The sequence below is a fragment of the Fluviicoccus keumensis genome, from assembly GCF_004217445.1.
GTDB classification, from domain to species: Bacteria; Pseudomonadota; Gammaproteobacteria; order Pseudomonadales; family Moraxellaceae; genus Fluviicoccus; species Fluviicoccus keumensis.
This window is the reverse complement of record NZ_SHKX01000010.1, coordinates 356,867-380,587: the sequence shown is the minus strand read 5'-3', so window position 1 is coordinate 380,587 and position 23,721 is coordinate 356,867. Positions and strand designations below refer to the sequence as shown.

Genomic DNA, 23,721 nt, shown 5'->3' with positions numbered 1-23,721 from the left:
GTTTTTTAACTGGTTCTGTTCAATCCCAGATCAAGTAAACCGAGCAGGGCATCCCGGAAGCGTGACTCCGGGACGGGATCCAGCGCCCGTCGGGCGGCCTCGGTTTCCTCCTGGGCCTTCTGCCGGCAATACGCCAGTGCGCCGGAGTCGCGGATGATACGGAGGATTTCGGGCAGGTTTTCCAGTCCGCCGGTGCGAATGGCGGTGCGGATCAGGTCGCCATCGGCAGTGTCGGCGATTTTCATGGCCTGGATCAGCGGCAGGGTGGGTTTGCCTTCGGCCAGATCATCGCCCACATTTTTACCCATTTCCGCCGCGGTGCTCTCATAGTCCAGCACATCGTCAATTATCTGGAAGGCGGCGCCGAAATGCATCGCGTAATCATGCAGGGCCTGGCGCAGGGCCGGATTGCCAAGAATGGCTCCGCCCTCGGCAGCGGTCACGAACAATTGCGCCGTTTTGCCGTAAATGACTTCCATATAGCGCTGCTCGGTCGTGTCCGGGTCGCGCTTGTTGATCAGCTGCATGACCTCGCCTTCAGCAATCACCAGCGTGCCGTCAGCAATCAGGCGGGCGATTTCCGGAACTTCCAGATCCAGAATCAGTTGAAACGCACGTGAAATCAGAAAGTCGCCGACCAGGACCGCCGTGGCGTTGTTCCAGGCGGAATTGACCGTGGCGCGTCCGCGCCGCAGATCGGATTCGTCAACAACATCGTCATGGATCAGCGTGGCCGTATGCAGCATTTCGATAATGGCGGCCAGCGGGATGTGCTTGTCGCCCTGATAGCCGGTGGCCCTGGCGGCCAGCAGGCTGAGCAGGGGGCGCAACCGCTTGCCGCCGCCCTCAACCAGATAATGACCGACTTGCATCACCAGGGGGACGCGCGAGTCCAGATGGTTAAGGATATAATGGTCGACGGCGGCAAAGTCCTCTGCCACCGTGGCCAGAATGTTCTGAAAGTTCATTGTTATAGCCAGTGATTGACGCCTGCGCGTATCGTATCAGCCCGGCCGCCTCAGGACTACCGCACATTTTAACGTGTGGAAGTGGCCGGCGCTTGCGCATGGAGACTCTTTTGCGTACAATCGCGCACCTTGCGATTTTTCTCCCCGTGGGCTTTGTGGTCACGGGCTTACGGAGTTAGCGAAGTATGTACGCGGTTATCAAGAGTGGCGGCAAGCAGCATCGCGTTGTTGAAGGCGAACTGCTGAAGGTGGAACTGATTGACGCCGAGCCGGGCCAAAATATCACCATCGAAGATGTGTTGATGGTCGTCAACGGCGCTGATATCAAGATCGGTGCTCCGGTTGTTGAAGGCGCCAAGGTAGTTGCCGAGGTGGTGGGTCATGGTCGTCATGACAAGGTGCGTATCGTCAAGATGCGTCGCCGCAAGCACTATCGCAAGCAGCAGGGTCATCGTCAGTGGTTCACTGAACTGAAGATCACTGGCATTACTGTCTAAGATTGAGGAATTACCGACATGGCACATAAAAAAGCTGGTGGTTCCACCCGTAACGGCCGCGATTCAGAAGCCAAACGACTGGGTGTGAAGATGTATGGTGGCCAGCAGGCCATTGCTGGCAACATTATTGTTCGTCAGCGTGGCACCCAGTTCTGGCCGGGTGAAAATGTTGGCATCGGGCGTGATCACACCCTGTTTGCCAAGGCTGATGGTGTCATCAAGTTTGTCACCAAGGGCCCCTTCCAGCGCAAGTATGTTGTGGTGGAAGCTGCCGCCTGATCGCGGCATGACTGAAAAGCCCCGTTCATCGGGGCTTTTTCATTGGTGGGTTCAAAACTGCGCGGGCAAATATCATGCGTTTTGTAGACGAAGCAATCATCCAGGTGGATGCCGGGGCGGGTGGAAACGGTTGTGTCTGTTTCCGGCGCGAGAAATTCATCCCTTATGGCGGGCCGGATGGCGGCGATGGCGGCAAGGGTGGCAGCATCTACATGGTGGCGGATTCAGACTCCAATACGCTGGTGGACTACCGCTATACCCGTAAATTCCGCGCCGAACGTGGTCAGGGCGGAATGGGCGCCAATTGCAGTGGCAAGGGTGGCGCGGATGTGATCCTGAAGGTTCCGGTCGGAACCACGATTGTGGATGAAGCGACCGGTGAAGTCCTGGGCGACTTGGTGGAGGCCGGGCAACGCTTGCTGGTGGCGCAGGGCGGCCGTGGCGGTTTGGGAAATATCCATTTCAAGAGCTCGACCAATCGGGCTCCCCGCAAATCCACCTCCGGGCAACCCGGCGACTCCCGGCAGTTGAAGCTGGAGTTGAAGGTTCTGGCGGATGTCGGCCTGTTGGGGCTGCCCAATGCCGGCAAGTCCACTTTTATCAGGGCGGTATCCGCGGCCAAGCCCAAGGTGGCGGATTATCCCTTTACCACGCTGGTGCCCAATTTGGGGGTGGTTGATATCGATCGCCATCGCTCATTTGTCATGGCGGATATTCCGGGGCTTATTGAGGGGGCATCAGAGGGGGCGGGGCTTGGTATCCGCTTCCTCAAGCATCTGGCGCGGACTCGCTGCCTGTTGCATCTGGTGGATGTGGCTCCGATAGATGGTTCTGATCCGGTCGCCAATGTGCAGGTGATTGCCGGGGAGCTGGATAAATTTTCCCCGACACTGGCGTCGCTGCCGCGCTGGCTGGTGCTGAACAAGGTGGATCAGGTGTTGCCTGAAGAACGCGACGCCCTGTGCTCCGATATCGTTACCCGTCTGGGGTGGACTGGGCCGGTCTTCCAGGCCTCGGGACTCACGGGCGAAGGGGCGATGCAGGTTTGTTACCGTCTGATGGAGTCCATTGAGGAGCAGCGTCGGATCGAGGCTGAAGATCCGGAGGCGGCTCTCAAGGAGCAGGCCAAGCGCCAGTTGCTGGAGCAGGAATCCCGTACGCGTATTGAGGAGCTGCGGGCGCAGCAGCGCGCCGCATGGCAGGCCCGCAAGGATGCCGGCTTCGATGATGAAGATGATGAAGACTGGGATGATGAGGATGGTCCCGAAATTATTTATCAGCGCTGAAAAACGGAGCGGATCATGACGGAAAATCGGGAACGCCTGCAGAAGGCCAAGCGTTGGGTCGTCAAGATCGGCTCAGCGTTGCTGACGGCCAATGGTCAGGGGCTGGATCAGGAGGCCATGGCCAGCTGGGTGCGGCAGATGGCGACTCTGGCTGATCGGGGCATTGAGTTGATTCTGGTCTCCTCCGGCGCTGTGGCGGAAGGCATGGTTCGCATGGGGCTGCCCGGCCGTCCGTCGTCCTTGCATGAGTTGCAGGCCTGTGCGGCGATCGGCCAGATGGGATTGGTCCAGGCCTATGAATCCCACTTCCGGACACACGGCCTGAAGACTGCGCAAATTCTGCTGACGCATGAAGATCTGGCTGACCGCACCCGCTACCTGAATGCGCGTTCTACTCTCAATGCCTTGGTCACTTGGGGTGTAATTCCGGTTATCAATGAGAACGACACCGTCGCCACGGATGAAATCCGCTTTGGTGATAACGACACGCTGGCTGCACTGGTGGCCAACCTGATTGATGCCGAAGTGTTGATTATCCTCACGGATCAGGAGGGCATGTTTGATCGAGATCCGCGCCACAACCCCGATGCGGTGCTGCTGCCGGAGGTCAGGGCGCTGGATGATGCCTTGATGGCGATGGCTGGCGGCGGCGGTGTTCTGGGCAGGGGAGGGATGGTGACCAAGGTTCGCGCAGCGCGGTATGCCGCCCGCTCCGGCTGCAGTACGGTGATTGCCAGCGGGCAGAGCCAGGATGTGCTGGTCAATCTGGCGGGCGGCGCTGTGCTGGGGACCTTGCTGCTTCCGGACGAGGATCGTCTGGACGCTCGTAAGCAGTGGTTGGCGGCGCATTTACAGACGGCTGGCCGGTTGGTGCTGGATGATGGTGCTGTCCAGGCTTTGCGTAATCATGGCAGTAGCTTGTTGCCGGTTGGTGTTGTTCAGGTTGAGGGTGGTTTTTCCCGGGGGGAGGTCGTCGCCTGTGTTGATGTGCATGGGCGGCAGGTTGCTGTGGGATTGGTGAATTATGGCGCGGAAGATGCGGCCAAAATTATCGGGAAGACCAGCGAGCGCCTTGTTGAAGTGCTTGGTTACATGGATGAAGAGGAGTTAATGCATCGGGATAATCTGGTGGTTCTCTGACGGGACCACTGGCGAGCGCACGGAGTAGCGGGCGCTGTCTGGTACACGCCGGACAAACAAAAAGGCCTGACAATGTCAGGCCTTTTGTATTTGGCGCGCCCGGAGAGATTCGAACTCCCGACCCTCTGGTTCGTAGCCAGATACTCTATCCAACTGAGCTACGGGCGCTTGAGGTCGCACATTCTACATGTATTTTTTTGCCTGTCAATCGAAAAGTTTTAAAAAGCCAAACATTATTCGAAAGTGTGAAACAGTTACAAAAAAGTACAAACTGGCGGAGAGAGAGGGATTCGAACCCTCGATGGGCTTTTGGCCCATACTCCCTTAGCAGGGGAGCACCTTCGGCCTCTCGGTCATCTCTCCGCGAGGAGGCGAATAATACCATGATGAAATCAAAATTAAAGAGGGAAATGGTTGAAAACACTGTTTTTTAACCTGTAAAGGAAGGTTTGCCCTAAAAATTGTAGGACAGGTTGTTTGTGTGGCGGGGCTTGCATGGTCTAGATTGTAATAGTGCGGGGCCTGTCCGCAGTTGTTGCAAATTGCCCCCGGTTGGTGACTTTGTCGGCTGTCGGGTGCTAGAATCGGCCCTCATCCGGTTTATGGTTGTGATCCGCTGACAGAGGTCACATGAATTTTTAGACCATGTCTATCCGAGGGAAGAATATGGAACGTAAATTGAAGCTGGGCGTTGCCAGTCTGGGAATGGGCCTTGTGATGGGGTCGACAGTCGCCAGTGCCGATATAGCTCTCAATCCCCAGGCAATCCAGTACGATGCTTTCTCGCTGATCCCTGTTTTGGGTGCCAAGACGGGGGTGGATAACAACCTGTACAATTTGAGCAAGAGCGAAGTTTCCTCTTCCTTTATTGAGTTGAATCCCGCATTGGCTCTTGTGGCGCGTGAGCGCAACAACCAGTATCAATTGGCGTACACAGGAACCGCGCGTTCCTATGCGAATGCCAGTGATGACAGCTTCTTTGACCAGAACTTTGTTGCGAATGCCCATGTCGAGCCGAATGCCCGTCTCCGGGTGGATGCCGGGGCTGCCTACAAGATGCTCCATGATGATCGTGGCGCAGGGCGCAGTTCGGGAATGGGCTTGCAGTACATTCTTGATATGGGTGAAGTCGACAAGTTCAATGTGACTTCTGTCAGTGTCGGCATGCAGTATGGCGCCCCTGACGCGATGGGGCGGTTTACCTTGGGTTATGGCATTGACCAAAAACGGTATTCTCGCGGTGTGGTCAACACCCCCAGCTTTGGTGCGGGCACCACATTTGATGTCTCCGGTACTCGGGACAACGACGCCAAGAATCTGGGCGCCGGCCTGACTGTGCATGTGACAGCCAAGACCGCCCTCGGTGTCGAATACGAGTCGTCTCGTACGGACTATAAGGGCGTGACGCCGGATACCAAGGACAATCGTATTTATGGCACCGTGGTTTGGGAAAATACGGCCATGACAACCGGTAAGTTCCGTATTGGTGACGGTAAGCGTGATATTGCCACCGGCGGTAAGGAAAAGAAGGTGGTGTGGGACTTGGGTGCTATTTGGACGCCGTTTGAAGCGGATCGTGTTGATATTTCCGCGGGTCAGCGTGCATATGATGGTGATTCGGCAGGCAGCACTACGATTGCCAAGAACTATTCCGTGACATGGCAGCATTCCTGGATTGATCGTGTCAGCACATCTCTTACGCTCGCGCGGACGGATGAGCAATACCTCGATTCATTCGCCAAGGAATTCCGTAATGCCACAACTGATGTGATTGGCGTAGGTGTCAATTATCAAATGCGCCGGTGGTTGATCTGGAATGTCGGGGTGACGAATAAAGACCGTTCTTCGAGTGACAAGTCCTACGAGTTGAAGCGTAATGTCTATGGTGTGGGTGCACAGGTAAGCCTGTAAGTACCCCTGAGTAATGACATATGCCTTTGCTATTAAGCCTGCTTTGGGTTTTGATCATGGCATGCGCTCCTGCGCATGCCGGGTTCTTTGATGACCTCTTCCGTGGCGGAGTTCCTGCCGCCTCGTCTTCCTCCTCATCTTCAGTAGTACCTTCCGATCCCGCGGTATCAGCGCAGCCTGCCATGGACGCGGTCGTGCCCCTGCGTGGGGGTTCTGACTATCGGCTAGGGGCTGGGGACAAGATATCCATTACGGTATTCAACGAGAAAGAGCTGAGTATTGATGTTCGTTTGAGTGATGCCGGCTCTTTCCTTTATCCGTTTATTGGTGAGGTTTCGGCAAGGGGCTTGACCATCGCTGAGCTTCAGAGATATCTGGCCTCTCAATTGTCCGATGGGTATCTGGTTGATCCCAAGGTTTATGTGAATATCACGGAATACCGGCCTTTCTTTGTAAACGGTGAGGTGACCAAGCCCGGCGGCTATTCCTACCAGCCGGGTTTGACGGTGCGAAAGGCCATTTCGATCGCTGGCGGTTTCACTCCCCGCGCTTCGTTGTCCAAGATATATGTGATCCACGAAGATGACGCTTTGGGTCTGCCTCGGCAAACGACGTTAAATAGTCAGCTTCGGCCGGGCGATATCATTACGGTTGATCAAGGCTTCTTCTGATTACTGGTGAATTATGGATTATGCAGGTAACTCTTCATCCTCGGCGATGGATGAGGGGCAATTGGACATCAAGCAGTATTTGAATGTACTGCGTCGATATAAGTGGGGCATTCTGGGGCTGTGTCTGTCCGTAACCCTGGCCGTCGTCTTCCTGGTTTTTTCCATGAGGCCGATTTACAGCGCCAGTACGACGCTTCTGATTGAGCAAAAACAGTCCAAGGTTGTTGCCAGTATTGATGATTGGTCGTCGGGTGATATGACGTCCAAGGAGTATTTGCAAACCCAGTTCGAGGTTCTCAAGTCGCGTGACCTCGCTGAGCGAGTTGTCCGGGAGTTGCGCATTGCTGAACAGCCCGAATATGCCGTCGCGGGAGAGCCGGGAGAAGGCACTGCTCTTTTCGACTGGCGCTCTTTTTTGCCTCAAGGACATCAGAAAAGCATAGCTCCGTCAGAGGAAGATAAATTCAATCTGCTGGTCTCGCGTTTCATTAAACACTTGTCGATTGAGCCTGTCAGAAATACGCAGTTGGTAAGGATCAGTTTTGAATCTGCAGACCCTCGTTTGGCGGCAAATGTGGCCAACGCGATGGCCCGTGCATATATCGCCAGCCAGATGGAGGTTCGTCTGGCAATGACCGAGCAGGCGGCATCTTGGCTCGCATCCCGGTTAGGGGTGCTGAAGAACAATCTTGAGTTGTCGGCCAAGAATCTTCAGGATTATCGTGAAAAAAATAATCTGATTGATACAGGGGTTAGCGGCGGAATCTTTGCCATTACCTCCAGTCAGATTCAGGAATTGAATCAGCGTCTCGTGGCTGCTCAATTCAATGAAAGTCAGGTTAGCAGGAGGTATGGCGCCAAACATCCAGCCGCCCAGCAAGCCCGCATCGATGTTTCTGAGGCTGAAAAAGCATTGCACTCCGCCAAGGACGCGGCAATGGAGGTTGCAAAGCGGCAATTCCGGTTGCAGGAACTTGAGCGGGAAGTCGATGCCAATCGGGCATTGTATGACGCCTTTTTTACGAGAATCAAAGAGGCCAATGAAAGCCTGCAATTGGAAACTTCCAATGCGCGGGTCATTGATTTGGCAAAAACCCCGAGTGTTCCTGTCAAACCGCAGAAAGGGCTTATCATTGGATTGGCTGCGGTGCTGAGTCTCTTTTTGGCGGCGGGTATTGCCTTCCTGCTGGATTATCTGGATACGACATTCAAGGATCCGGAAGAGGTCGAGCGCAAGCTGGGGGTTTCCATGCTGGGCATGGTGCCTTTCGTGGTAACGCGTAAGCCAAAGCGCAGGAAGCCCGGCGATTCAAAGCAGCCGATCATGTTCCTTGATGCGAAAATGAGCGGATATGCCGAAGCAATTCGTACGATTAGAACGAGTGTTGTGCTGTCCGGCATTGATAAGTCGCACAAAACCATATTGCTGACATCCAGTGTTCCCAGTGAGGGTAAGACAACAACTTCCATTAATTTGGCGGTTGCGCTGGGGCAAATGGAAAAAGTGCTGTTGATTGATGCGGATATGCGCCGTCCTTCGATTGGCAAAACTTTGGATATTCCTGCAAACAGCCCCGGCTTGGCCAATATGGTCACGGGGACTGCAGAGCTCGATGACTGTATTTTGCACATGGAGGATGCAAATATCGATATTCTGACGGCTGGATTGGTTCCCCCGAACCCTTTGGAGTTATTGTCATCGCATAGATTTGCAGAGTTGCTGCGTTCGCTGTGTGAACGCTACGATCGGATCATTATTGATTCGGCTCCGGCGCTGCTGGTGAGTGACTCCTTGGTCATTTCACGGATTGTCGATGCGGTTCTGTATGTCGTGCGATCGGATGCGACCTCTCACGGTACGGCGCGATCCGGTATTGCTCGGATGAAGGCTGCAAATGCGCCCCTGATCGGCGTAGTTTTGAACAAGGTCAATATGCGCAGAGCTGCCCAGTATTACGGTGCTTATACAGGCTATTACAATTACGGCTATTCGTATGGATATGGCAGCCGTAAAGCGCCTGACGCATCAGAGGGTGATTAAGCTTTAGGAGGCGTGGCTGCGTGGTAATGGGCTCAGGGGTGGATCGGGTCTGGTTGAAGCCATAAAGTCGCGCGTTCTGTCTGCTTGTGTTTTGAATTCAAGAACCGCCTGCTGCATCGCATCAGGCGGTTTTTTTTGCGCCCGTGGTGCTGATTATTTGCGGTTGGCTATATGCGAATATTGGCCTGGATAATGCTTTTCGTTGGATCCAGGACGGTGGTTAGGCACAACGCTATCCTGTTTGATTGATGGATTGGTTGTGTTGTCTCTGGCTTGACGGTATTGCAGGCTGCCAAGGAGCGAAGGGAGGTGTGTCGCGAAGAATATGGGCATTGTAAGGCGAATCTTATAGGCTCTTACGGGGCCTGCCAGCGGGTTTCAGTAATTCGGAAATAAAAAAGGGAGCCGAAGCTCCCTTTTCTTTCTGCGCCAGTATTACTTGGCGGCAGGGGCGGCAGCGGCCGGAGCAGCAGCAGCCGGAGCAGCGGCAGCGTCAGCAGCCGGAGCAGCAGCGGCCGGAGCGGCAGCGTCAGCAGCCGGAGCGGCGGCCGGAGCAGCAGCTTCAGGAGCCGGAGCGGCGGCCGGAGCAGCAGCTTCAGGGGCCGGAGCGGCTTCAGCAGGAGCTTCTTCTTTCTTGGCGCAGCCAGCGAAGGCGAGGGCGGCGGCAACGGAGGCGGCAATAGCGAGGTTCTTGAATTGCATGATGGTTCTCTCTCATGTTGAGTTAAGGATGCGGAAGTACCTGAGGCAGCAGCGCTACCACGAAGCCAATTCACCAGCATCCGATTTGCGGCGAGTGAACTTTAACATCAGACGGGAAGAAATGCACTATTTTTGTTCTACAATTTGTGAGGGAAGATGAACCGCTGTCGGATTATTGGTCGAAAGTGACATAAATGTGACGGGCTGTCGGGAGGGATGCCGGGGTGGTGGCGAGGGCTGATTCCTGCTTCTTAAGGAGGTGCTCCAAGGCAGTAGGGGAGTCCGGGAGGAGGGAGAGGGCCGCGACACTCGAAACGCGGATGGCATTCTGAACTGCCCATTCTTCCAGGAGATCCTGGATGCAGGTGATGGCCGATTTCGCTCCATCAAGACCGCAGTCAGTCAGGAGGATGGCATAGCTGTTATTCGCAATTCGGGCGGTTACATCGCATCGGCGCAAGCGTGTTTCGAAAAGTGAGCCTAACTGGTGCTCCGCCAGCCTGTGCAATGCTCGATTACTGCGTTTGCTCAGGTGTTCAGGCATGACGAGTTTGAGCGTCACCAATGAGAAGGGCGCCAAGTGTCTTTGCTGATAGGGGATAAAGAAGCGTGCCGCCTGCATCAGGGTGCTCAGGTTGTTCAGTCCCGGTATGAGGTCGGAGGACGGGATGGAGGCGCTTAACAGGGAATAATGTTGCTGGAGGGTGGTGATGGCCACAAGCAGGGGGAGCAGGGCCAGCATTGATGCCAGTATCGGAGCGCTGGTGCTGAATCCCATGGCAATGCTTTGTGCGGCAAGCATGAAGCCGCAGATCGCTAAACCGCGGCGCCCGGGCAGTTCCATCAGTGGTATCAGGGTGAGCGCGAGGTTGCTGATGAGCCCATGTTGGGGAATCTGATTATTGAGATGTGCGAGCATGATAGCCAGCAAAAAATCAGGGGTTATGCGCAGCAAGCGGAGTGTGGTGCTGGTGGTGAAAAGGCCAAGCATCAACTGCAGGACAATATATGTGCCAACCATGACGATAAATGGTTGCCTTGTACCTTCGTCGAGTTGAGGGATAAAGGTTAGCAGCGATAAGGCGACCAAGCCACGGGATGCGGAGCAGAGCCTGGAGGTCGTCGTTGCAAGTGAGGTTCCTTGGGGGTGTGTCATGGTGTCCCGGTTTAATCTGGGGAGCTTCTTGTAAAATGTTTCCCGCAGGCGCCGCCTTGCATGGAGATAACGAAAGCGCGTCTGCTAGAATCGAGCCATTATACGCCCAACCTTATAACAGTCAGTATGAATTACAAACGCTTTGTTGCCCTGACGCGAGAGTGTTGCGTGGCGGGTTGTCTCTTGGTTTTGGTCGGGTGTTCAGCATTGGTTGACCGCAAGGTTGCCGATTTTGGAGCGGGGTTTACCGCCGCTATTCGGGATAGCGATGATCCCGCGATGGTGGAGCAGGGGTTACCTTCCTATTTGCTGTTGCTAGATGCCTTGGTTAACGGCAGTCCGGATAAGCCAATTTTGTGGCAGGCGGCGTCTTCCTTGAATTCGGCCTATGTCGGCGCATTCATCCATGATGAGGCAAGGGCCCGGCAAATCAACGAGAAGGCGATGAAATACGGTTTCAAGGCATTATGCTTGCGTGATCAGCGCTTGTGTAATCCCAGGGCTGTTTCGCCGGATGACCTCAATGTGATTTTGAGCAGTCTGACTAAAAAGGATGCGGGAGTCTTGTTTGCGGCGGCAGGGGCCTGGGCCGGATGGATTCAATCGCACGCGGATGACTGGAACGCCGTGGCTGATCTTTCTCGTGTCGAAATGATGATGCGGCGGGTTATTGCGCTGGATGATGCGTTTGAAGAAGGTATGCCCCATCTCTATCTGGGGGTTTTGGCGACTGTGCTGACGCCGGCCTTGGGCGGGCGTCCCGAGGAGGGCAAAAAGCATTTTGAACGAGCGGTCGAGTTGTCGGGCGGGAAGAATCTGGTCGCCAAGGTTTATTACGCCAAGCAATATGCCCGCGGCGTTTTTGATCGTGAACTGCATGACAGGCTGCTGAATGAAGTCTTGGCGACGGATCCTCATGCACGCAATTTTACGCTGAGCAATATGCTGGCCCAAGCCGAGGCCAGGACGTTGCTTAAGTCGGCAGATGACTTTTTTTAGTTTCAGGCGGGGAAGGGGTAATGAAAAAAATCGGATTGTTATGCATCGGCATCATTGCGGGCATGCTCAGTGCGGAGTCATCTGCGCTGACATTGAAAATAGCAACCTTGTCGCCTGATGGTTCCGGGTGGATGACCAAAATGCGCGCCGGTGCTGGCGAGGTGGATAAGCGGACACAGGGCCGGGTGCAATTCAAATTTTATACCGGCGGCACCATGGGTAATGACCGGTCCGTGCTGAGTAAAATCAAGATCGGCCAGTTGCAGGGCGGCGCTGTAACCGCCGGCAGCCTGACCGACTTTAACCGTGATGTGCAGATTTATGCCATGCCATTGAAATTCAAGAATTTCAATGAAGTCGACGCTGTGCGTGGAAAGATGGATTCAATGTTGTCCCGCTCCCTGGAGCAGGGCGGCATGGTCAATTTCGGTTTCGCTGAGGCCGGTTTTGCCTATGCCATGTCGAAAACCGGCCCGATATCGTCGGTGGCGGAGCTCCGCAAGCACAAGGTCTGGATTCCGGAGAATGATCCGCAATCGGCTGAAGCGCTCAAGGCCTTCCAGGTTTCGCCCATTCCGCTGTCGTTGGCCGACGTATTGCCGGGCTTGCAGACCGGCATCGTCGATACCGTTGCCTCATCCCCGATCGGTGCGCTGGCATTGCAGTGGCATACGCAGGTTCGTTATGTGACGGAGTTGCCGTTGAGTTACATCGTGGGGGTGCTGGCGATTGATCAGAAGGCATTCGCGAAAATTGATCCGGCTGACCAAGCCGTGGTCCGGGAAGTGATGACGCGCGTTTTCCGTGAGATCGACAAGCAAAACCGTCAGGATAACCTGGCGGCGTGGGAGGCGCTGCAAAAGCAAGGGATCAAGGCGGTCAGGCCTTCCTCGCAGGAAGTAGAGGAGTGGGAAAAGGATGCCCAGATTGCCGGTGAGCGGATTGTGAAGGCGGGTATCGTGTCCCCGCAGGTCATGCAGGTGCTGGAGGAAAATCTGAAGCAGCTGAGGTCCGGCCGCAAGCAATGAACGTTCTTCACATGTTGCTGAAAGCCCTGCATCGGATTGAAGACGGTATTCTGGCCTTGCTGCTGGTGGTGATGATCGGGTTGGCCGTGGTGCAAATCGGCCTCCGCAACCTGTTTGACAGCGGCTTGTTATGGGCGGATTCATTGCTGAGGGTTCTGGTGCTGTGGATCGCGCTGATGGGAGCCATTGTCGCCAGTCGTGAGCATCAGCATATCAGCATGGATCTGATAACCCGTTTCCTCTCGGAAAAGGCGGCTCGCTATGTTGGCTCACTGACGGACATGTTTGCTGCCGGGGTTTGCTTTTTGTTGGCATGGCACTCCTATGACTTTGTGATTATCGAGCGTGAGTCGGCATCCTTCACTTTTCCCGGTGCGCCGTCGTGGCTGTGTGAGTCGATCATGCCGGTTGCGTTTGCCATCATGGCATTGCGTTATTTGGCTCATGGCGGACTTGCTTTCGCCGGCGCCCGGCGCGGGGGTCAGCAATGATCCTGATGCTTTGTCTGGCCTTGGTTGTGTTCGCCTTGCTGGGAGCCCCGTTGTTTACTGTTCTGGCGGGTGCCGCAATGCTGGGCTTCTGGCATGATGAAATTCCCCTGACGGTCATGGGGGTGGAAATCTACCGGATCGTCGAGACGCCCGTGCTGCTGGCGCTGCCGCTGTTTACCTATGCGGGCTATATTCTGGGGGAGGGACAGACCTCACATCGCCTGGTGCGTTTGACGCGAGCTTTCCTCGGGTGGTTGCCGGGGGGATTGGCGATCGTCGCCTTCACCACCTGCGCTTTCTTTACGGCGTTTACCGGTGCCAGCGGTGCGACCATCGTGGCCATGGGGGCGTTGCTTTACCCCGCATTGCGCCAAGCCGGTTATGACGAGCGTTTTTCATTGGGCTTGGTGACGACCTCGGGCTCCCTGGGATTATTGCTGCCTCCGTCCCTGCCCCTGATCCTGTACGCCATTATTGCCCAGCAAATGCCGCAAGGGGCGGGTGTGACTATCGACGCGGTATTTCGCGCCGGTCTCTTCCCGGCGCTGCTGATGGTGGCTCTGCTCAGCCTTTTTGGTTATTGGGTGACCAAGCGCCGGCCGGTGGAGTTGCAGCCCTTTTGCTGGAGGGAGCTCGGTCGTGCCCTTGTGGAGGCCAAATGGGAACTGCCTTTGCCGGTGTTTGTCCTCGGGGGGATTTACGGCGGGGTCTTTGCGGTCTCTGAGGCGGCGGCTGTGACCGCCCTTTACGTCACGTTTGTTTCGCTGGTTGTCTATCGCGAAGTTCGTCTAACGCGCCTGATTGCCTTGATGCGTGAGGCGATGGTGATGGTTGGGGGGATTTTGCTGATCCTTGCGGTAGCGACGGCGCTGACCAACTGGTTTATCGATGCCGAGGTTCCATCCAAGCTGTTCGCGCTGGTGAAACAGTATATCGACAGCAAATGGGCATTCTTGCTGTTGTTGAATGTGTTCCTGCTGATCCTGGGGTGTTTCCTGGATATTTTCTCGGCCCTGGTGATCATGGTGCCGCTGCTGCTGCCCATGGCGGCCGGATTCGGCATTCACCCTGTGCATTTGGGGATCATCTTTCTGGCCAATATGGAGATAGGCTATTGCACGCCGCCAGTCGGGATGAACCTGATGATTGCCAGCTACCGCTTCAAGAAACCGATGCTGGACTTGGCGGCCAGCACCCTGCCTTTCCTGGGAGTATTGATGGTGGCCGTCTTGATCATTACGTTTGTCCCGGTGCTGAGCCTGGCGCTGCTTTGAACGGGCAGGGTTCGCCGGCGTGCGGCAGCAGGCTGCATACCTCATCGTTTCGATGCAGCCTGCTAACCAGTTGTTGAATATTCAGGGCGTATCCGGCGCCGTTGCTGGAGGCGGGATGCCATTGCTGGGATCGTTGGATCGTCGACATCACGGTTTCGCGTGCTGCGGATGACAGCCTCGGCCATACGATCAGGCCGGTTTCAATAATGTCGTACATGCTGGACGGACGCCAGGGACCCAGCTGGTTGCCTCGCGCCAAGGCGGTGTCGAATTCGTGGTCGAACTCGCCGGCAATGGATTTTGCCCGAGCCAGGCGCACCCAGAGATCGGGTCTGGCGGGACTTAATGCGCAGGCCTGGCGCAAGGCGTTGAGCGCCGGGGCTTTCCAGTCCTGGACGCCGGCTTGGGCGCTGCCCCAAAGATAGGCGTTGCCCAGCGTCAGCTGGAAGTCGGCGTTTGAAGGGGAAAGGGTCGTGGCCAACGTGGCGTAGCGCCTGGCGCTTGCCAGTTGCTCGGTCGAGGGCGTAAAAACCTGACCGCTCTGGTTTTTGAGTCTGTTCTGGTATTCCCAGGCTTCAAGATAGCCTCTGGCCATGAAGTCGTTGTAGCCGGCGTAGCTGCCGGACAGGAACCACCCGGCCAGTAGCAAGGTGACTCCGGCCGTCAATACAACGACGATGTTCGGCCTGTTGCGGGGTTTTCCTGAAGATTTTCGGGCCTTCGGTGACATGCCTGGAGTCCATGGAGCCTGCAATTCGGCTTATATACCACAGGCTGTACACTTTTGTTAGGCGGTATCTTTTATCGGCAGCTTTTTTGCCGTAGAATAACCGCCCTTTATGGCGATAAGCCTAACCGTTCTGGTGGATAAAGTTATGGTAGTTATTCGTTTGGCTCGTGGCGGCGCAAAGAAGCGTCCTTTTTATCAAGTTGTTGTGACTGACAGCCGCAGCGCCCGTGACGGTCGTTTCATTGAACGCGTTGGTTTCTTCAATCCGGTGGCTCGCGGCAATGCTGAACGCGTCCGTATTGATGCCGACCGTTACCAGTACTGGATCAGCCAAGGCGCCCAGCCCTCTGAGCGTGTTGCCCAGCTGGCCAAGGCCACTGCTGCCTGATACGCATGTCCGACATTCCGTCCCCCGACCAGCTGGTTGAGGTGGGTCGTCTTCAGGCGGCATATGGTATCAAGGGTTGGGTTTGGGTTTATTCGAATACGGATCCCATTGCCAATATTTTTGCCTATGCACCCTGGTATGCCCGGATTGACGGGCGCATGCAGGAACTGCGTGTGGCGGAATGGCGGGAGCAGGGCAAGGGTCTGGTCATCCGCATTGATGGCGTGACCGACCGTAATGGAGCGGAGGGCCTGAAAGGCACCGTTCTGTGGGTGAACAAGTCGTGTTTGCCCGAGTTGCCGGACGGCGACTATTACTGGTCCGACCTGCTGGACCTTTCCGTATTTCTGGACGACGGTCGCCTGCTGGGGCAGGTTCACAGTCTTATGGAAACCGGTTCGAATGATGTGCTGGTGATCCGCCCCGTTGCCGGCAGCATCGACGATCGCGAGCGTCTGGTTCCCTGGTTGCCTGAGCGGGTTGTCAGACATGTGGATCTGGCCTCGCGACGTGTTGTTGTCGATTGGGATCCGGAATTCTGAACCGGAACGCGGAGACCCGCCCGATGTGGTTTGGCGTGATCACGCTCTTCCCCGAGATGTTTGCCGCCATTCGCGACTTTGGGATGACCGGTCGGGCGGTCAGCCAGGGAAAAGTGTCCATTCGCTGCTGGAATCCGCGTGATTTCACCGAGGACAATTATCGCCGCATTGATGAACGTCCATACGGCGGCGGTCCCGGGATGGTGATGATGCCCGAGCCTCTGGAGCGCGCCATTGCAGCGGCGCGTGTCGAGGCTGAGGCGGCCGGTTTTGCTCCGCGGGTGATTTATCTGTCGCCTCAGGGGCGTAGGCTGGATGAGCCGGCGGTCGTGGAGCTGGCGGAAAATGCCGCATTCATTCTCTTGTGCGGTCGTTACGAGGGGGTGGATGAGCGCCTGATCCGCCGCTGCGTCGATCAGGAATGGTCGATTGGCGACTATGTGCTGTCCGGTGGCGAGCTGCCGGCCATGGTGCTGATGGATACGGTTATCCGCCGCATTCCGGGGGTGCTGGGGCATAGCCAGTCGGCCGAACAGGACTCCTTTGTGCAAGGTGTGCTGGATTGTCCCCACTATACGCGCCCCGAAATTTATGAAGGCGAGGCGGTTCCCTCCGTGCTGTTGTCCGGGGATCACGCCGCCATCCAGCGCTGGCGCTGGCGGGAAAGCCTGAAGCGAACACTGTTGCGTCGTCCCGAGCTTCTGGACGATGCGCCGTTGAACAAGGAGCAACGCCGTATACTTGCCGAACTGCGTTCGGAAGCGGCTGAGCCCTCGGTCAGTCCCGATAAGGGGCTGTAATGAAATGAGTTGCATGCGCCGGGCTTGTCCCACAGCCTCTGCAGCCGTATTGGAGAACTGCCATGAGCGGTAAGCATCCGCTGGTTCAAGCTGTTGAACAAGCCCAACTGAAACAGAACATTCCCTCCTTTGCCCCCGGCGATACCGTTATCGTTCAGGTGAAGGTCAAGGAAGGCGATCGTGAGCGTCTGCAGGCCTATGAAGGCGTGGTTATCGCCATCAAGAATCGCGGCCTGAATTCTGCGTTCACCGTGCGCAAGATTTCCAATGGCGTTGGCGTCGAGCGTGTGTTCCAGACGCACTCTCCGGTCGTTGCCGGTATCGAAGTCAAGCGTCGCGGCGCTGTGCGTCGCGCCAAGCTGTACTACCTCCGTGATCGCGCCGGCAAGTCGGCCCGTATCAAGGAAAAACTCACTGCCCGTGCTGATTAAGACGGAAACGGTGTATAAAAATGGGCGGCCTGCGGGTCGCCTTTTTTTTGCGGGAGTGAAAATGGTCCAGCCAGATCGAAAGCCGGTTTCGACCCGGCCTCGTCGGGGGAGGGGGCGTCCCCTGGCGCCGGTATCCCTGCCTGACGGGGCGACGGGGGTAGAGCTGGATTGGTTGCGCGACCGCCTGATTGCCCGGGCGCTGAGTCCGCACACGGTCAATGCCTATTTGACGGACCTGAAACAATTGGCGCAATGGGCCGGTCGCCCGTTGTCGGTGCTGGGAGAGGCAGATCTGCAAGGGTACTTGGGTGCCTTGGGGGATCAGGGGGCGAATCCCCGCTCCATGGCGCGTAGCCTGTCCGCCATGAAGCGATTCTATCGGCTCGGGCTTGCAGAGGGGCTGCTGTCCGTGGATCCTTCCGTGCGGCTCGAATCGCCGAAAACCGGGCGTCCCCTGCCGAAGGATCTTTCAGAGGCGGATGTGGAGGCCTTGCTGGCGGCCCCCGAGGCCTCGACGCCAAACGGCCTGCGTGACCGGGCCATGTTCGAGGTGCTGTACGCTTGCGGCCTGCGGGTTTCCGAGCTGGTCGGACTGATGGTGGACGAACCCAACCTTCGCGCCGGTTTCTTGCGAGTGCGGGGCAAGGGCGCCAAGGAGCGCCTGATCCCGCTGGGAGAGGTGGCGCGCGACTGGCTGTTGCGTTACCTGACGGAAGGGCGGCCGGAGTTGGTGCGGGGGCGTCCGACGGACGCATTGTTTCCCAGCCGTCAGGGCGGCTTCATGACCCGCCAGAATTTCTGGTATGCCATCAAGGCGTATGCCCGGCAGGCCGGTATTGATCGGCCGCTGTCGCCGCACACCTTGCGCCACGCCTTTGCCACGCATTTGTTGAATCATGGCGCCGATTTGCGTGTGGTACAGATGTTGTTGGGGCATACCGATCTGGCGACCACTCAGATTTATACGCATGTGGCCCGCGCCCGCCTGCAGGCGTTGCATGCCGAGCATCACCCCCGGGGGTGATCGGGATACACAAACCTTGTGGCGGCAGGCGTCCACCTGGGTCAGACTTGATGAAATTATGAGGAGAGCATCATGAATCGCACCATGCTTTTGCTTTCGGCGCTGGCCTTGGCGGCCTGCGCGCCGAATGACAAGCCGCTCAAGACGCAGATGATCTCTGCGGCTGAATCCGCTCCCGCGGCATCTCCAGCAGCCGCACCGTCGGCGCCGGACGTCCAGATGACGTCGGACCAGTTGGCCGAGAAGAATATTCGGGCGGCGTTGGCCGAGGCGGCTCCCCAAGTCAAGGTGGATGCGGTGCGTCCTTCCAGCCTGAAGGGGATGTACGAAGTCAAGGTCAAAGGCTATGGCCCTTCTTACGTCTCCGCCGACGGCAAATACATGCTGCAAGGGGAGTTGTTCCGGATTGACGGCAAGGAACTGGTGAGTGAAACCGAGCAAGTACTGACCGAGGAGCGCAAACAGGCCCTGGCGGCGGTGCCGCTGAAGGATATGTTGATTTATCCCGCCAAGGGCCAGCGTAAGGCGGCGGTTTATGTCTTTACAGACGTCGACTGCGGTTATTGCCGCAAGCTGCACTCTGAAATCAATGAAATCAATGCATTGGGGATTGAGGTTCGCTATCTGGCGTTCCCTCGAGCCGGTTATCCATCGCCTTCCGCCAGCAAGCTGGAGGCTGTGTGGTGCAATGCCAACCCCTTGCAGGCGCTGACGTTGTCGAAGCAGGGGCAGAATGTGGTCAGCCCGGCCTGCGCCAATCCGGTCAAGGCCCAATATGAGCTGGGGGCGCAGGTCGGCGTTCACGGTACACCGGCCATTTTCACCGAGTCCGGTGCGCAGGTTGGCGGCTATCTGCCGCCCAAGAGCCTTGCGGATGAGCTGGGCATCAAGTAACGGTGGGGCGGCGGGTACATTTTCCCGCCGATCCGTTATATCATCGCTGTTTTTGCAACACTGTCCGCTCTGCGGAAAATCGCACAGGTGATCAGGTGAAACCGGTTAAAGTCGGCATCGTCGGGCTGGGAACAGTCGGCGGCGGTGCATTCAATTTGCTGAAAGAAAATGCGGCGGAAATCAGCCGTCGCACAGGCCGCTACATCCAGGTTTCCCATGTCGGCATCCGCCGCGACTCCGGCAAGTACGATCTGCACGGCGTCAAGGTCAGTCAGGATATCTTTGCCGTCGTCAACGATCCGGAAGTGGATATCGTGGTGGAAGTGATCGGCGGCACTACCACCGCGCGCGAGCTGGTGCTGACCGCCATCGCCAACGGCAAGCACGTGGTCACCGCCAACAAGGCGCTGCTGGCCGAATTCGGCAATGAAATCTTTGCCGCCGCCGAAGCCAAGGGCGTGTACGTGGCCTTTGAGGCCGCGGTCGCCGGCGGCGTGCCGATCATCAAGGTGCTGCGCGAAGGCCTGGCGGCCAACCGCATCGAGTGGCTGGCCGGCATCATCAACGGCACCGGGAACTACATCCTGACCGAAATGCGCGACAAGGGCCGCGACTTCGCCGATGTGCTGAAGGAAGCGCAGGCGCTGGGTTATGCCGAAGCCGACCCCACCTTTGACGTGGAAGGCATCGATGCCGCGCACAAGCTGACAATCCTGGCGTCGATCGCTTTCGGCATTCCGCTGCAGTTCGCCAAGGTCTACACCGAAGGCATTACCAGGCTGACCCGCGAAGACGTCAGCTATGCCGAGGAACTGGGTTACCGCATCAAGAATCTGGGTATCGCCCGTCGCACGCCGGAAGGCATCGAGCTGCGCGTGCATCCGACGCTGATCTCCGCTGACCGCCTGATCGCCAATGTCCATGGCGTCAAGAACGCGGTGCTGGTGCAGTCCAACGCCGTCGGCCCGACGCTGTATTACGGCGCGGGCGCGGGCGCGGGTCCGACCGGGTCGGCCGTGGTGGCGGATATTGTCGATGTCGTGCGGTCGCTGAGCAGCGACAACAACAGTTATGTGCCGCACCTGGCCTTCCAGCCGAATGAGCTGGCCGATACGCCGATCCTGCCGGTGGAAGCCATCCGCACCGCCTATTACCTGCGCCTGCAGGCCAATGACAAGCCGGGCGTGCTTGCCGATGTGACCCGTATCCTCAGCGAAAACGGCATCAGCATCGAGGCCATCCTGCAGAAGCCCGCCCACGAAGCGGGCACGGTGCCGGTGATCATCCTGACCAAGCCGGTGATCGAGCGCGAGATGAACCGCGCCATCGGCAGTCTGGAAGCCCTGACCGATATCGTCGCCCCGGTGGTGCGCATCCGTCTGGAAGCCCTGGACGCCTGAAGACTTTTTCCTCCCCCGCGGCAACGGGGGAGCGTACGACGCAACGAGAGACCCATCATGAGTTTTGGACAACGTTACACCGGCCTGATCAACAAGTACCGCGACCACCTGCCGGTTTCTGACGACACCCGCATCATTTCGCTGGGTGAGGGCAATACGCCGCTGATTCGCTTGAAGAATATTCCTAAGCTGATCGGCAAGGACGTGGATATCTACGTCAAGTACGAAGGCCTGAACCCGACCGGTTCGTTCAAGGACCGCGGCATGACCATGGCCGTGACCAAGGCCGTGGAAGAAGGCAGCCAGGCCGTGATCTGCGCCTCGACCGGCAACACCTCCGCCGCCGCCGCCGCTTACGCCGCGCGCGCCGGGATCAAGGCCTTCGTGCTGATTCCGGAAGGCAAGATCGCCATGGGCAAGCTGGCCCAGGCGATGATGTACGGCGCCATCACCCTGCAAATCCGCGGCAACTTTGACGACGGCATGGAACTGGTGAAGCAAGTGGCGAAGGAAGCGCCGGTGACGATCGTCAACTCGGTCAACCCGTTCCGCCTGCAAGGCCAGAAGACCGCTGCCTTTGAAATTGTCGAAGAACTGGGCCGCGCGCCGGACTACCACTGCCTGCCCGTCGGCAACGCCGGCAACATTACCGCGCACTGGATCGGCTACTGCGAATATTCCACCCCGGCCGGTCAGAAAGTTACTGAGTCGTGCTCGTTCTGCAACGGCCATTGCCGCTATGCCGGTGGTCCGGTGATCGGCAGCCGTCCGAAGATGATCGGCTATCAGGCTGCCGGTTCCGCACCGTTCATGCGTGGCGGCGCCGTCGCCAACCCGGAAACGGTCGCTACTGCCATCCGCATCGGCAACCCGCAAAGCTGGGCGCAAGCCTGGAAGGTGAAGGAAGAGTCGGGCGGCTGGTTTGACGAACTGGCCGATCAGGACATCCTTGATGCCCAGCGCATGCTGTCGATGTACGAAGGTATCTTCTGCGAACCGGCTTCGGCGGCGTCCATTGGCGGCGCGATCCGCGACATCAAGAACGGTCGCATCCCCGAAGGTTCCACCATTGTCTGTACCCTGACCGGCAACGGTCTGAAGGATCCGGACACCGCCATCCAGCAGTGCAACAACAGCGCTACGTTGTTGACCATTGATGCCACGCTGGCGCAAGTGCGTGATTCGATCCTGCAAGCGATGAAGCTGTAATTTCGTCGCATTGACGTTGCGGCAGAGGGGCGCGAGGAATCGCGCCCCTCTGCATTCCGGATGTCCGCCAGTATTATTGAACGGGTTTCCCCCGCCCCAGGTTTCCGCCGCCATGCCCCCCAAGCTGTTGAAAGTCCGTCCGGTTCCCGCCATCCCTTCTGCCCTGCAAGGCCTGCACCCGGTGCTGGCGCGGGTCTATGCCGCGCGCGGGGTGCAGTCACTGGAGGAGTTGCAGCACCGTTTGAAGTCGCTGGCCTCATCAAACCAGCTGAAAGGCTTGCCGGTGGCGCTGGACTTGCTGGCGACCACCTTGCGGGAACAGCAGCGCATCCTGATTGTCGGCGACTTCGATGCCGACGGTGCGACCAGCACCGCGCTGGCCGTGCTGGCGCTGCGCGCGATCGGCGCGCGCTACGTGGATTATCTGGTGCCGAACCGCTTCAAGTTCGGTTACGGGCTGACCCCGGAAATCGTCGACGTCGCGCTGGCAGAAAAGCGGCCGGACCTGATCATCACCGTCGATAACGGCATTTCCAGCCGCGAGGGCGTGGCGCGGGCGAAGGCCGCCGGGGTGCGGGTGCTGATTACCGACCACCACCTGACTGGCAAGGATCTGCCCGATGCCGACGCCATCCTCAACCCCAACCAGCCGGATTGCCCGTTCCCCAGCAAGAACCTGTGCGGCGTCGGCGTGGTGTTCTACCTGCTGGCCAGTCTGGTGACGCACCTGAAGGGGCAGGGCTGGTTCGAGGGGCGTGTCGCGCCGAACATGACCGATTACCTGGACATCGTGGCGCTGGGCACCGTGGCCGATGTGGTGCCGCTGGACGCCAACAACCGCATCCTGGTGGCGCAGGGGCTGGAGCGTATCCGCCAGGGCAAGTGCCGTCCGGGAATCGCCGCGCTGCTGCGGGTGGGCAAGCGCGAGCTGTCGACCCTGCAGGCGGATGACCTCGGCTTCACCATCGCGCCGCGCCTGAACGCGGCCGGGCGGTTGGACGACATGGCGCATGGCATTGAATGCCTGCTGGCCGATTCGCCGATGATGGCGCAGCAACTGGCGGAAGAGCTGGATGCGCTGAATATTGAACGCCGCGAAATCGAATCGGCGATGCAGCGCGAGGCCCTGCGCATCCTCGACCGGCTGGACTGGGCGCCGGAAACCCTGCCCAGCGCGGTGACGTTATACGAGCCGGGCTGGCATCAGGGCGTGATCGGTATTGTCGCCGGGCGGTTGAAGGACCGCTTTCACCGGCCGTGCATCGTCTTTGCGCCGGCGGATGACAGCGGCCTGACCATCAAGGGCTCGGCGCGCTCCATTCCCGGCATCCACATGCGTGACGCCATTGAGCGGGTGGCAACACAATATCCCGGTCTGATCACCCACTTCGGCGGTCACGCGATGGCGGCGGGGCTGACCCTTCCGGCGGACAACTTCTTCGAATTCAGCGAGCGCTTCCGCGAAGCGGTGACGGAGGTGGCGACGGAAGAACAGCTGACCGCCAGCCTGATGACGGACGGCGAACTGGACCCCACGCACCTGTCCCTGACGCTGGCGGAACAGCTGCGGCAGGGCGGACCGTGGGGGCAGGCCTTTCCCGAGCCGCTGTTCACCGGCGAGTTCATTCGCGTCGATCACCGCGTGCTGAAGGAGAAGCACATGAAGCTGACGCTGAAGCATCCCGGCCACGGTGCGACCCTGGAAGCGATCGCCTTCAACACCGACATGGTGGACTGGCACGAGCCGCCGGAACGGCTTTTGCTGGCCTACCGGCTGGATGTGAACACCTTTCGCGGAGAAAGCCGCGTGCAGATGAAGGTGGAGTATTGGGAGCCGCGCCCGATTTAGGTTAAAATCCG

At 57.9% G+C, this 23,721-nt stretch carries 24 protein-coding genes and 2 tRNA genes; 20 read left to right on the top strand and 6 right to left on the bottom strand.

Annotation, left to right across the window (positions count from 1 at the left end; translation table 11 throughout):
* Positions 1-5 precede the first annotated feature (5 nt).
* Positions 6-974 carry a polyprenyl synthetase family protein gene (locus tag EV700_RS02795; RefSeq protein WP_130410824.1) on the bottom strand — a complete coding sequence of 323 codons (969 nt, stop codon included), beginning with the start codon at positions 972-974 and terminating at the stop codon, positions 6-8.
* Between the two features lie 179 nt (positions 975-1,153).
* On the opposite strand from EV700_RS02795, the gene rplU reads away from it, so the two are divergent.
* From rplU to proB, 4 genes are all read left to right on the top strand, one after another.
* The gene (rplU, locus tag EV700_RS02790; protein ID WP_130410823.1) at positions 1,154-1,465 is read left to right on the top strand and encodes a 50S ribosomal protein L21; all 312 of its coding nucleotides are present in this window, start codon (positions 1,154-1,156) and stop codon (positions 1,463-1,465) included.
* An 18-nt stretch (positions 1,466-1,483) separates the two neighbouring features.
* The gene (gene rpmA, locus EV700_RS02785) at positions 1,484-1,744 is read left to right on the top strand and encodes a 50S ribosomal protein L27 (RefSeq protein WP_130410822.1); all 261 of its coding nucleotides are present in this window, start codon (positions 1,484-1,486) and stop codon (positions 1,742-1,744) included.
* A 74-nt stretch (positions 1,745-1,818) separates the two neighbouring features.
* Positions 1,819-3,030: an Obg family GTPase CgtA gene (gene cgtA, locus EV700_RS02780; protein WP_130410821.1), complete on the top strand. Its 1,212-nt coding sequence runs from the start codon at positions 1,819-1,821 to the stop codon at positions 3,028-3,030.
* Between the two features lie 15 nt (positions 3,031-3,045).
* A complete protein-coding gene (gene proB / locus EV700_RS02775) occupies positions 3,046-4,170 on the top strand; it encodes a glutamate 5-kinase (protein WP_130410820.1) in 1,125 nt (374 codons plus the stop codon).
* Positions 4,171-4,261: 91 nt separating this feature from the next.
* Here the strand turns inward: proB and EV700_RS02770 are convergent.
* Both EV700_RS02770 and EV700_RS02765 read right to left on the bottom strand, forming a co-directional pair.
* Positions 4,262-4,338, bottom strand: a tRNA-Arg gene (locus EV700_RS02770).
* Positions 4,339-4,442: 104 nt separating this feature from the next.
* Positions 4,443-4,533: transfer RNA gene (locus EV700_RS02765), tRNA-Ser, on the bottom strand.
* A gap of 303 nt (positions 4,534-4,836) precedes the next feature.
* Between EV700_RS02765 and EV700_RS02760 the strand changes: the two genes are divergently transcribed.
* Genes EV700_RS02760 through EV700_RS02750 form a run of 3 tightly spaced genes read left to right on the top strand, consistent with a single transcriptional unit; the run spans position 4,837 to position 8,793 of the window.
* Positions 4,837-6,081 carry an outer membrane beta-barrel protein gene (locus EV700_RS02760; protein WP_165391305.1) on the top strand — a complete coding sequence of 415 codons (1,245 nt, stop codon included), beginning with the start codon at positions 4,837-4,839 and terminating at the stop codon, positions 6,079-6,081.
* 20 nt (positions 6,082-6,101) lie between these two features.
* Positions 6,102-6,752 carry a polysaccharide biosynthesis/export family protein gene (locus tag EV700_RS02755; protein ID WP_207224554.1) on the top strand — a complete coding sequence of 217 codons (651 nt, stop codon included), beginning with the start codon at positions 6,102-6,104 and terminating at the stop codon, positions 6,750-6,752.
* 13 nt (positions 6,753-6,765) lie between these two features.
* Positions 6,766-8,793, top strand: coding sequence for a GumC family protein (locus EV700_RS02750; protein WP_130410818.1), 2,028 nt, complete (start codon positions 6,766-6,768; stop codon positions 8,791-8,793).
* 435 nt (positions 8,794-9,228) lie between these two features.
* Here EV700_RS02750 and EV700_RS02745 read toward each other — a convergent pair whose 3' ends face one another.
* Together EV700_RS02745 and EV700_RS02740 are read right to left on the bottom strand one after the other, a co-directional pair.
* Positions 9,229-9,495, bottom strand: coding sequence for a hypothetical protein (locus tag EV700_RS02745; protein ID WP_130410817.1), 267 nt, complete (start codon positions 9,493-9,495; stop codon positions 9,229-9,231).
* Between the two features lie 172 nt (positions 9,496-9,667).
* Positions 9,668-10,585, bottom strand: a complete 918-nt coding sequence (locus EV700_RS02740; RefSeq protein WP_130410816.1) for a hypothetical protein — start codon at positions 10,583-10,585, stop codon at positions 9,668-9,670.
* A gap of 192 nt (positions 10,586-10,777) precedes the next feature.
* On the opposite strand from EV700_RS02740, the gene EV700_RS02735 reads away from it, so the two are divergent.
* Genes EV700_RS02735 through EV700_RS02720 form a run of 4 tightly spaced genes read left to right on the top strand, consistent with a single transcriptional unit; the run spans position 10,778 to position 14,443 of the window.
* Positions 10,778-11,650, top strand: a complete 873-nt coding sequence (locus EV700_RS02735) for a TRAP transporter TatT component family protein (protein WP_207224553.1) — start codon at positions 10,778-10,780, stop codon at positions 11,648-11,650.
* 20 nt (positions 11,651-11,670) lie between these two features.
* The gene (locus tag EV700_RS02730) at positions 11,671-12,678 is read left to right on the top strand and encodes a TRAP transporter substrate-binding protein (protein ID WP_130410815.1); all 1,008 of its coding nucleotides are present in this window, start codon (positions 11,671-11,673) and stop codon (positions 12,676-12,678) included.
* Entirely contained in the window at positions 12,675-13,169 is a 495-nt protein-coding gene (locus tag EV700_RS02725) for a TRAP transporter small permease (RefSeq protein WP_207224552.1), read from the top strand. The genes EV700_RS02730 and EV700_RS02725 overlap by 4 nt, the downstream gene beginning before the upstream one ends.
* Positions 13,166-14,443 carry a TRAP transporter large permease gene (locus EV700_RS02720; protein WP_130410813.1) on the top strand — a complete coding sequence of 426 codons (1,278 nt, stop codon included), beginning with the start codon at positions 13,166-13,168 and terminating at the stop codon, positions 14,441-14,443. Before EV700_RS02725 ends, EV700_RS02720 begins: the two co-directional genes overlap by 4 nt.
* On the opposite strand, the gene EV700_RS02715 is transcribed toward EV700_RS02720, so the two are convergent.
* Positions 14,406-15,173: a tetratricopeptide repeat protein gene (locus EV700_RS02715; protein ID WP_130410812.1), complete on the bottom strand. Its 768-nt coding sequence runs from the start codon at positions 15,171-15,173 to the stop codon at positions 14,406-14,408. The two genes, EV700_RS02720 and EV700_RS02715, sit on opposite strands and share 38 nt — an antisense overlap.
* Before the next feature lie 145 nt (positions 15,174-15,318).
* Between EV700_RS02715 and rpsP the strand changes: the two genes are divergently transcribed.
* The 9 genes from rpsP (at position 15,319) to recJ (ending at position 23,710) form a co-directional block, all read left to right on the top strand.
* Positions 15,319-15,561, top strand: coding sequence for a 30S ribosomal protein S16 (rpsP, locus tag EV700_RS02710; protein ID WP_130410811.1), 243 nt, complete (start codon positions 15,319-15,321; stop codon positions 15,559-15,561).
* 5 nt (positions 15,562-15,566) lie between these two features.
* A complete protein-coding gene (gene rimM / locus EV700_RS02705; RefSeq protein ID WP_130410810.1) occupies positions 15,567-16,103 on the top strand; it encodes a ribosome maturation factor RimM in 537 nt (178 codons plus the stop codon).
* A 23-nt stretch (positions 16,104-16,126) separates the two neighbouring features.
* The gene (trmD, locus tag EV700_RS02700) at positions 16,127-16,903 is read left to right on the top strand and encodes a tRNA (guanosine(37)-N1)-methyltransferase TrmD (protein WP_130410809.1); all 777 of its coding nucleotides are present in this window, start codon (positions 16,127-16,129) and stop codon (positions 16,901-16,903) included.
* A gap of 62 nt (positions 16,904-16,965) precedes the next feature.
* A complete protein-coding gene (gene rplS, locus EV700_RS02695) occupies positions 16,966-17,334 on the top strand; it encodes a 50S ribosomal protein L19 (RefSeq protein WP_130410808.1) in 369 nt (122 codons plus the stop codon).
* 61 nt (positions 17,335-17,395) lie between these two features.
* Positions 17,396-18,358 (top strand): site-specific tyrosine recombinase XerD, encoded by a 963-nt coding sequence (gene xerD, locus EV700_RS02690; protein WP_130410807.1) that lies wholly within the window; start codon positions 17,396-17,398, stop codon positions 18,356-18,358.
* A 72-nt stretch (positions 18,359-18,430) separates the two neighbouring features.
* A complete protein-coding gene (locus EV700_RS02685; RefSeq protein ID WP_130410806.1) occupies positions 18,431-19,252 on the top strand; it encodes a DsbC family protein in 822 nt (273 codons plus the stop codon).
* Positions 19,253-19,347: 95 nt separating this feature from the next.
* Positions 19,348-20,652 carry a homoserine dehydrogenase gene (locus tag EV700_RS02680; RefSeq protein ID WP_130410805.1) on the top strand — a complete coding sequence of 435 codons (1,305 nt, stop codon included), beginning with the start codon at positions 19,348-19,350 and terminating at the stop codon, positions 20,650-20,652.
* Positions 20,653-20,709: 57 nt separating this feature from the next.
* Entirely contained in the window at positions 20,710-21,861 is a 1,152-nt protein-coding gene (gene thrC, locus EV700_RS02675) for a threonine synthase (RefSeq protein WP_130410804.1), read from the top strand.
* 112 nt (positions 21,862-21,973) lie between these two features.
* Positions 21,974-23,710 (top strand): single-stranded-DNA-specific exonuclease RecJ, encoded by a 1,737-nt coding sequence (gene recJ / locus EV700_RS02670; RefSeq protein WP_130410803.1) that lies wholly within the window; start codon positions 21,974-21,976, stop codon positions 23,708-23,710.
* The last annotated feature ends 11 nt before the right edge of the window (positions 23,711-23,721 follow it).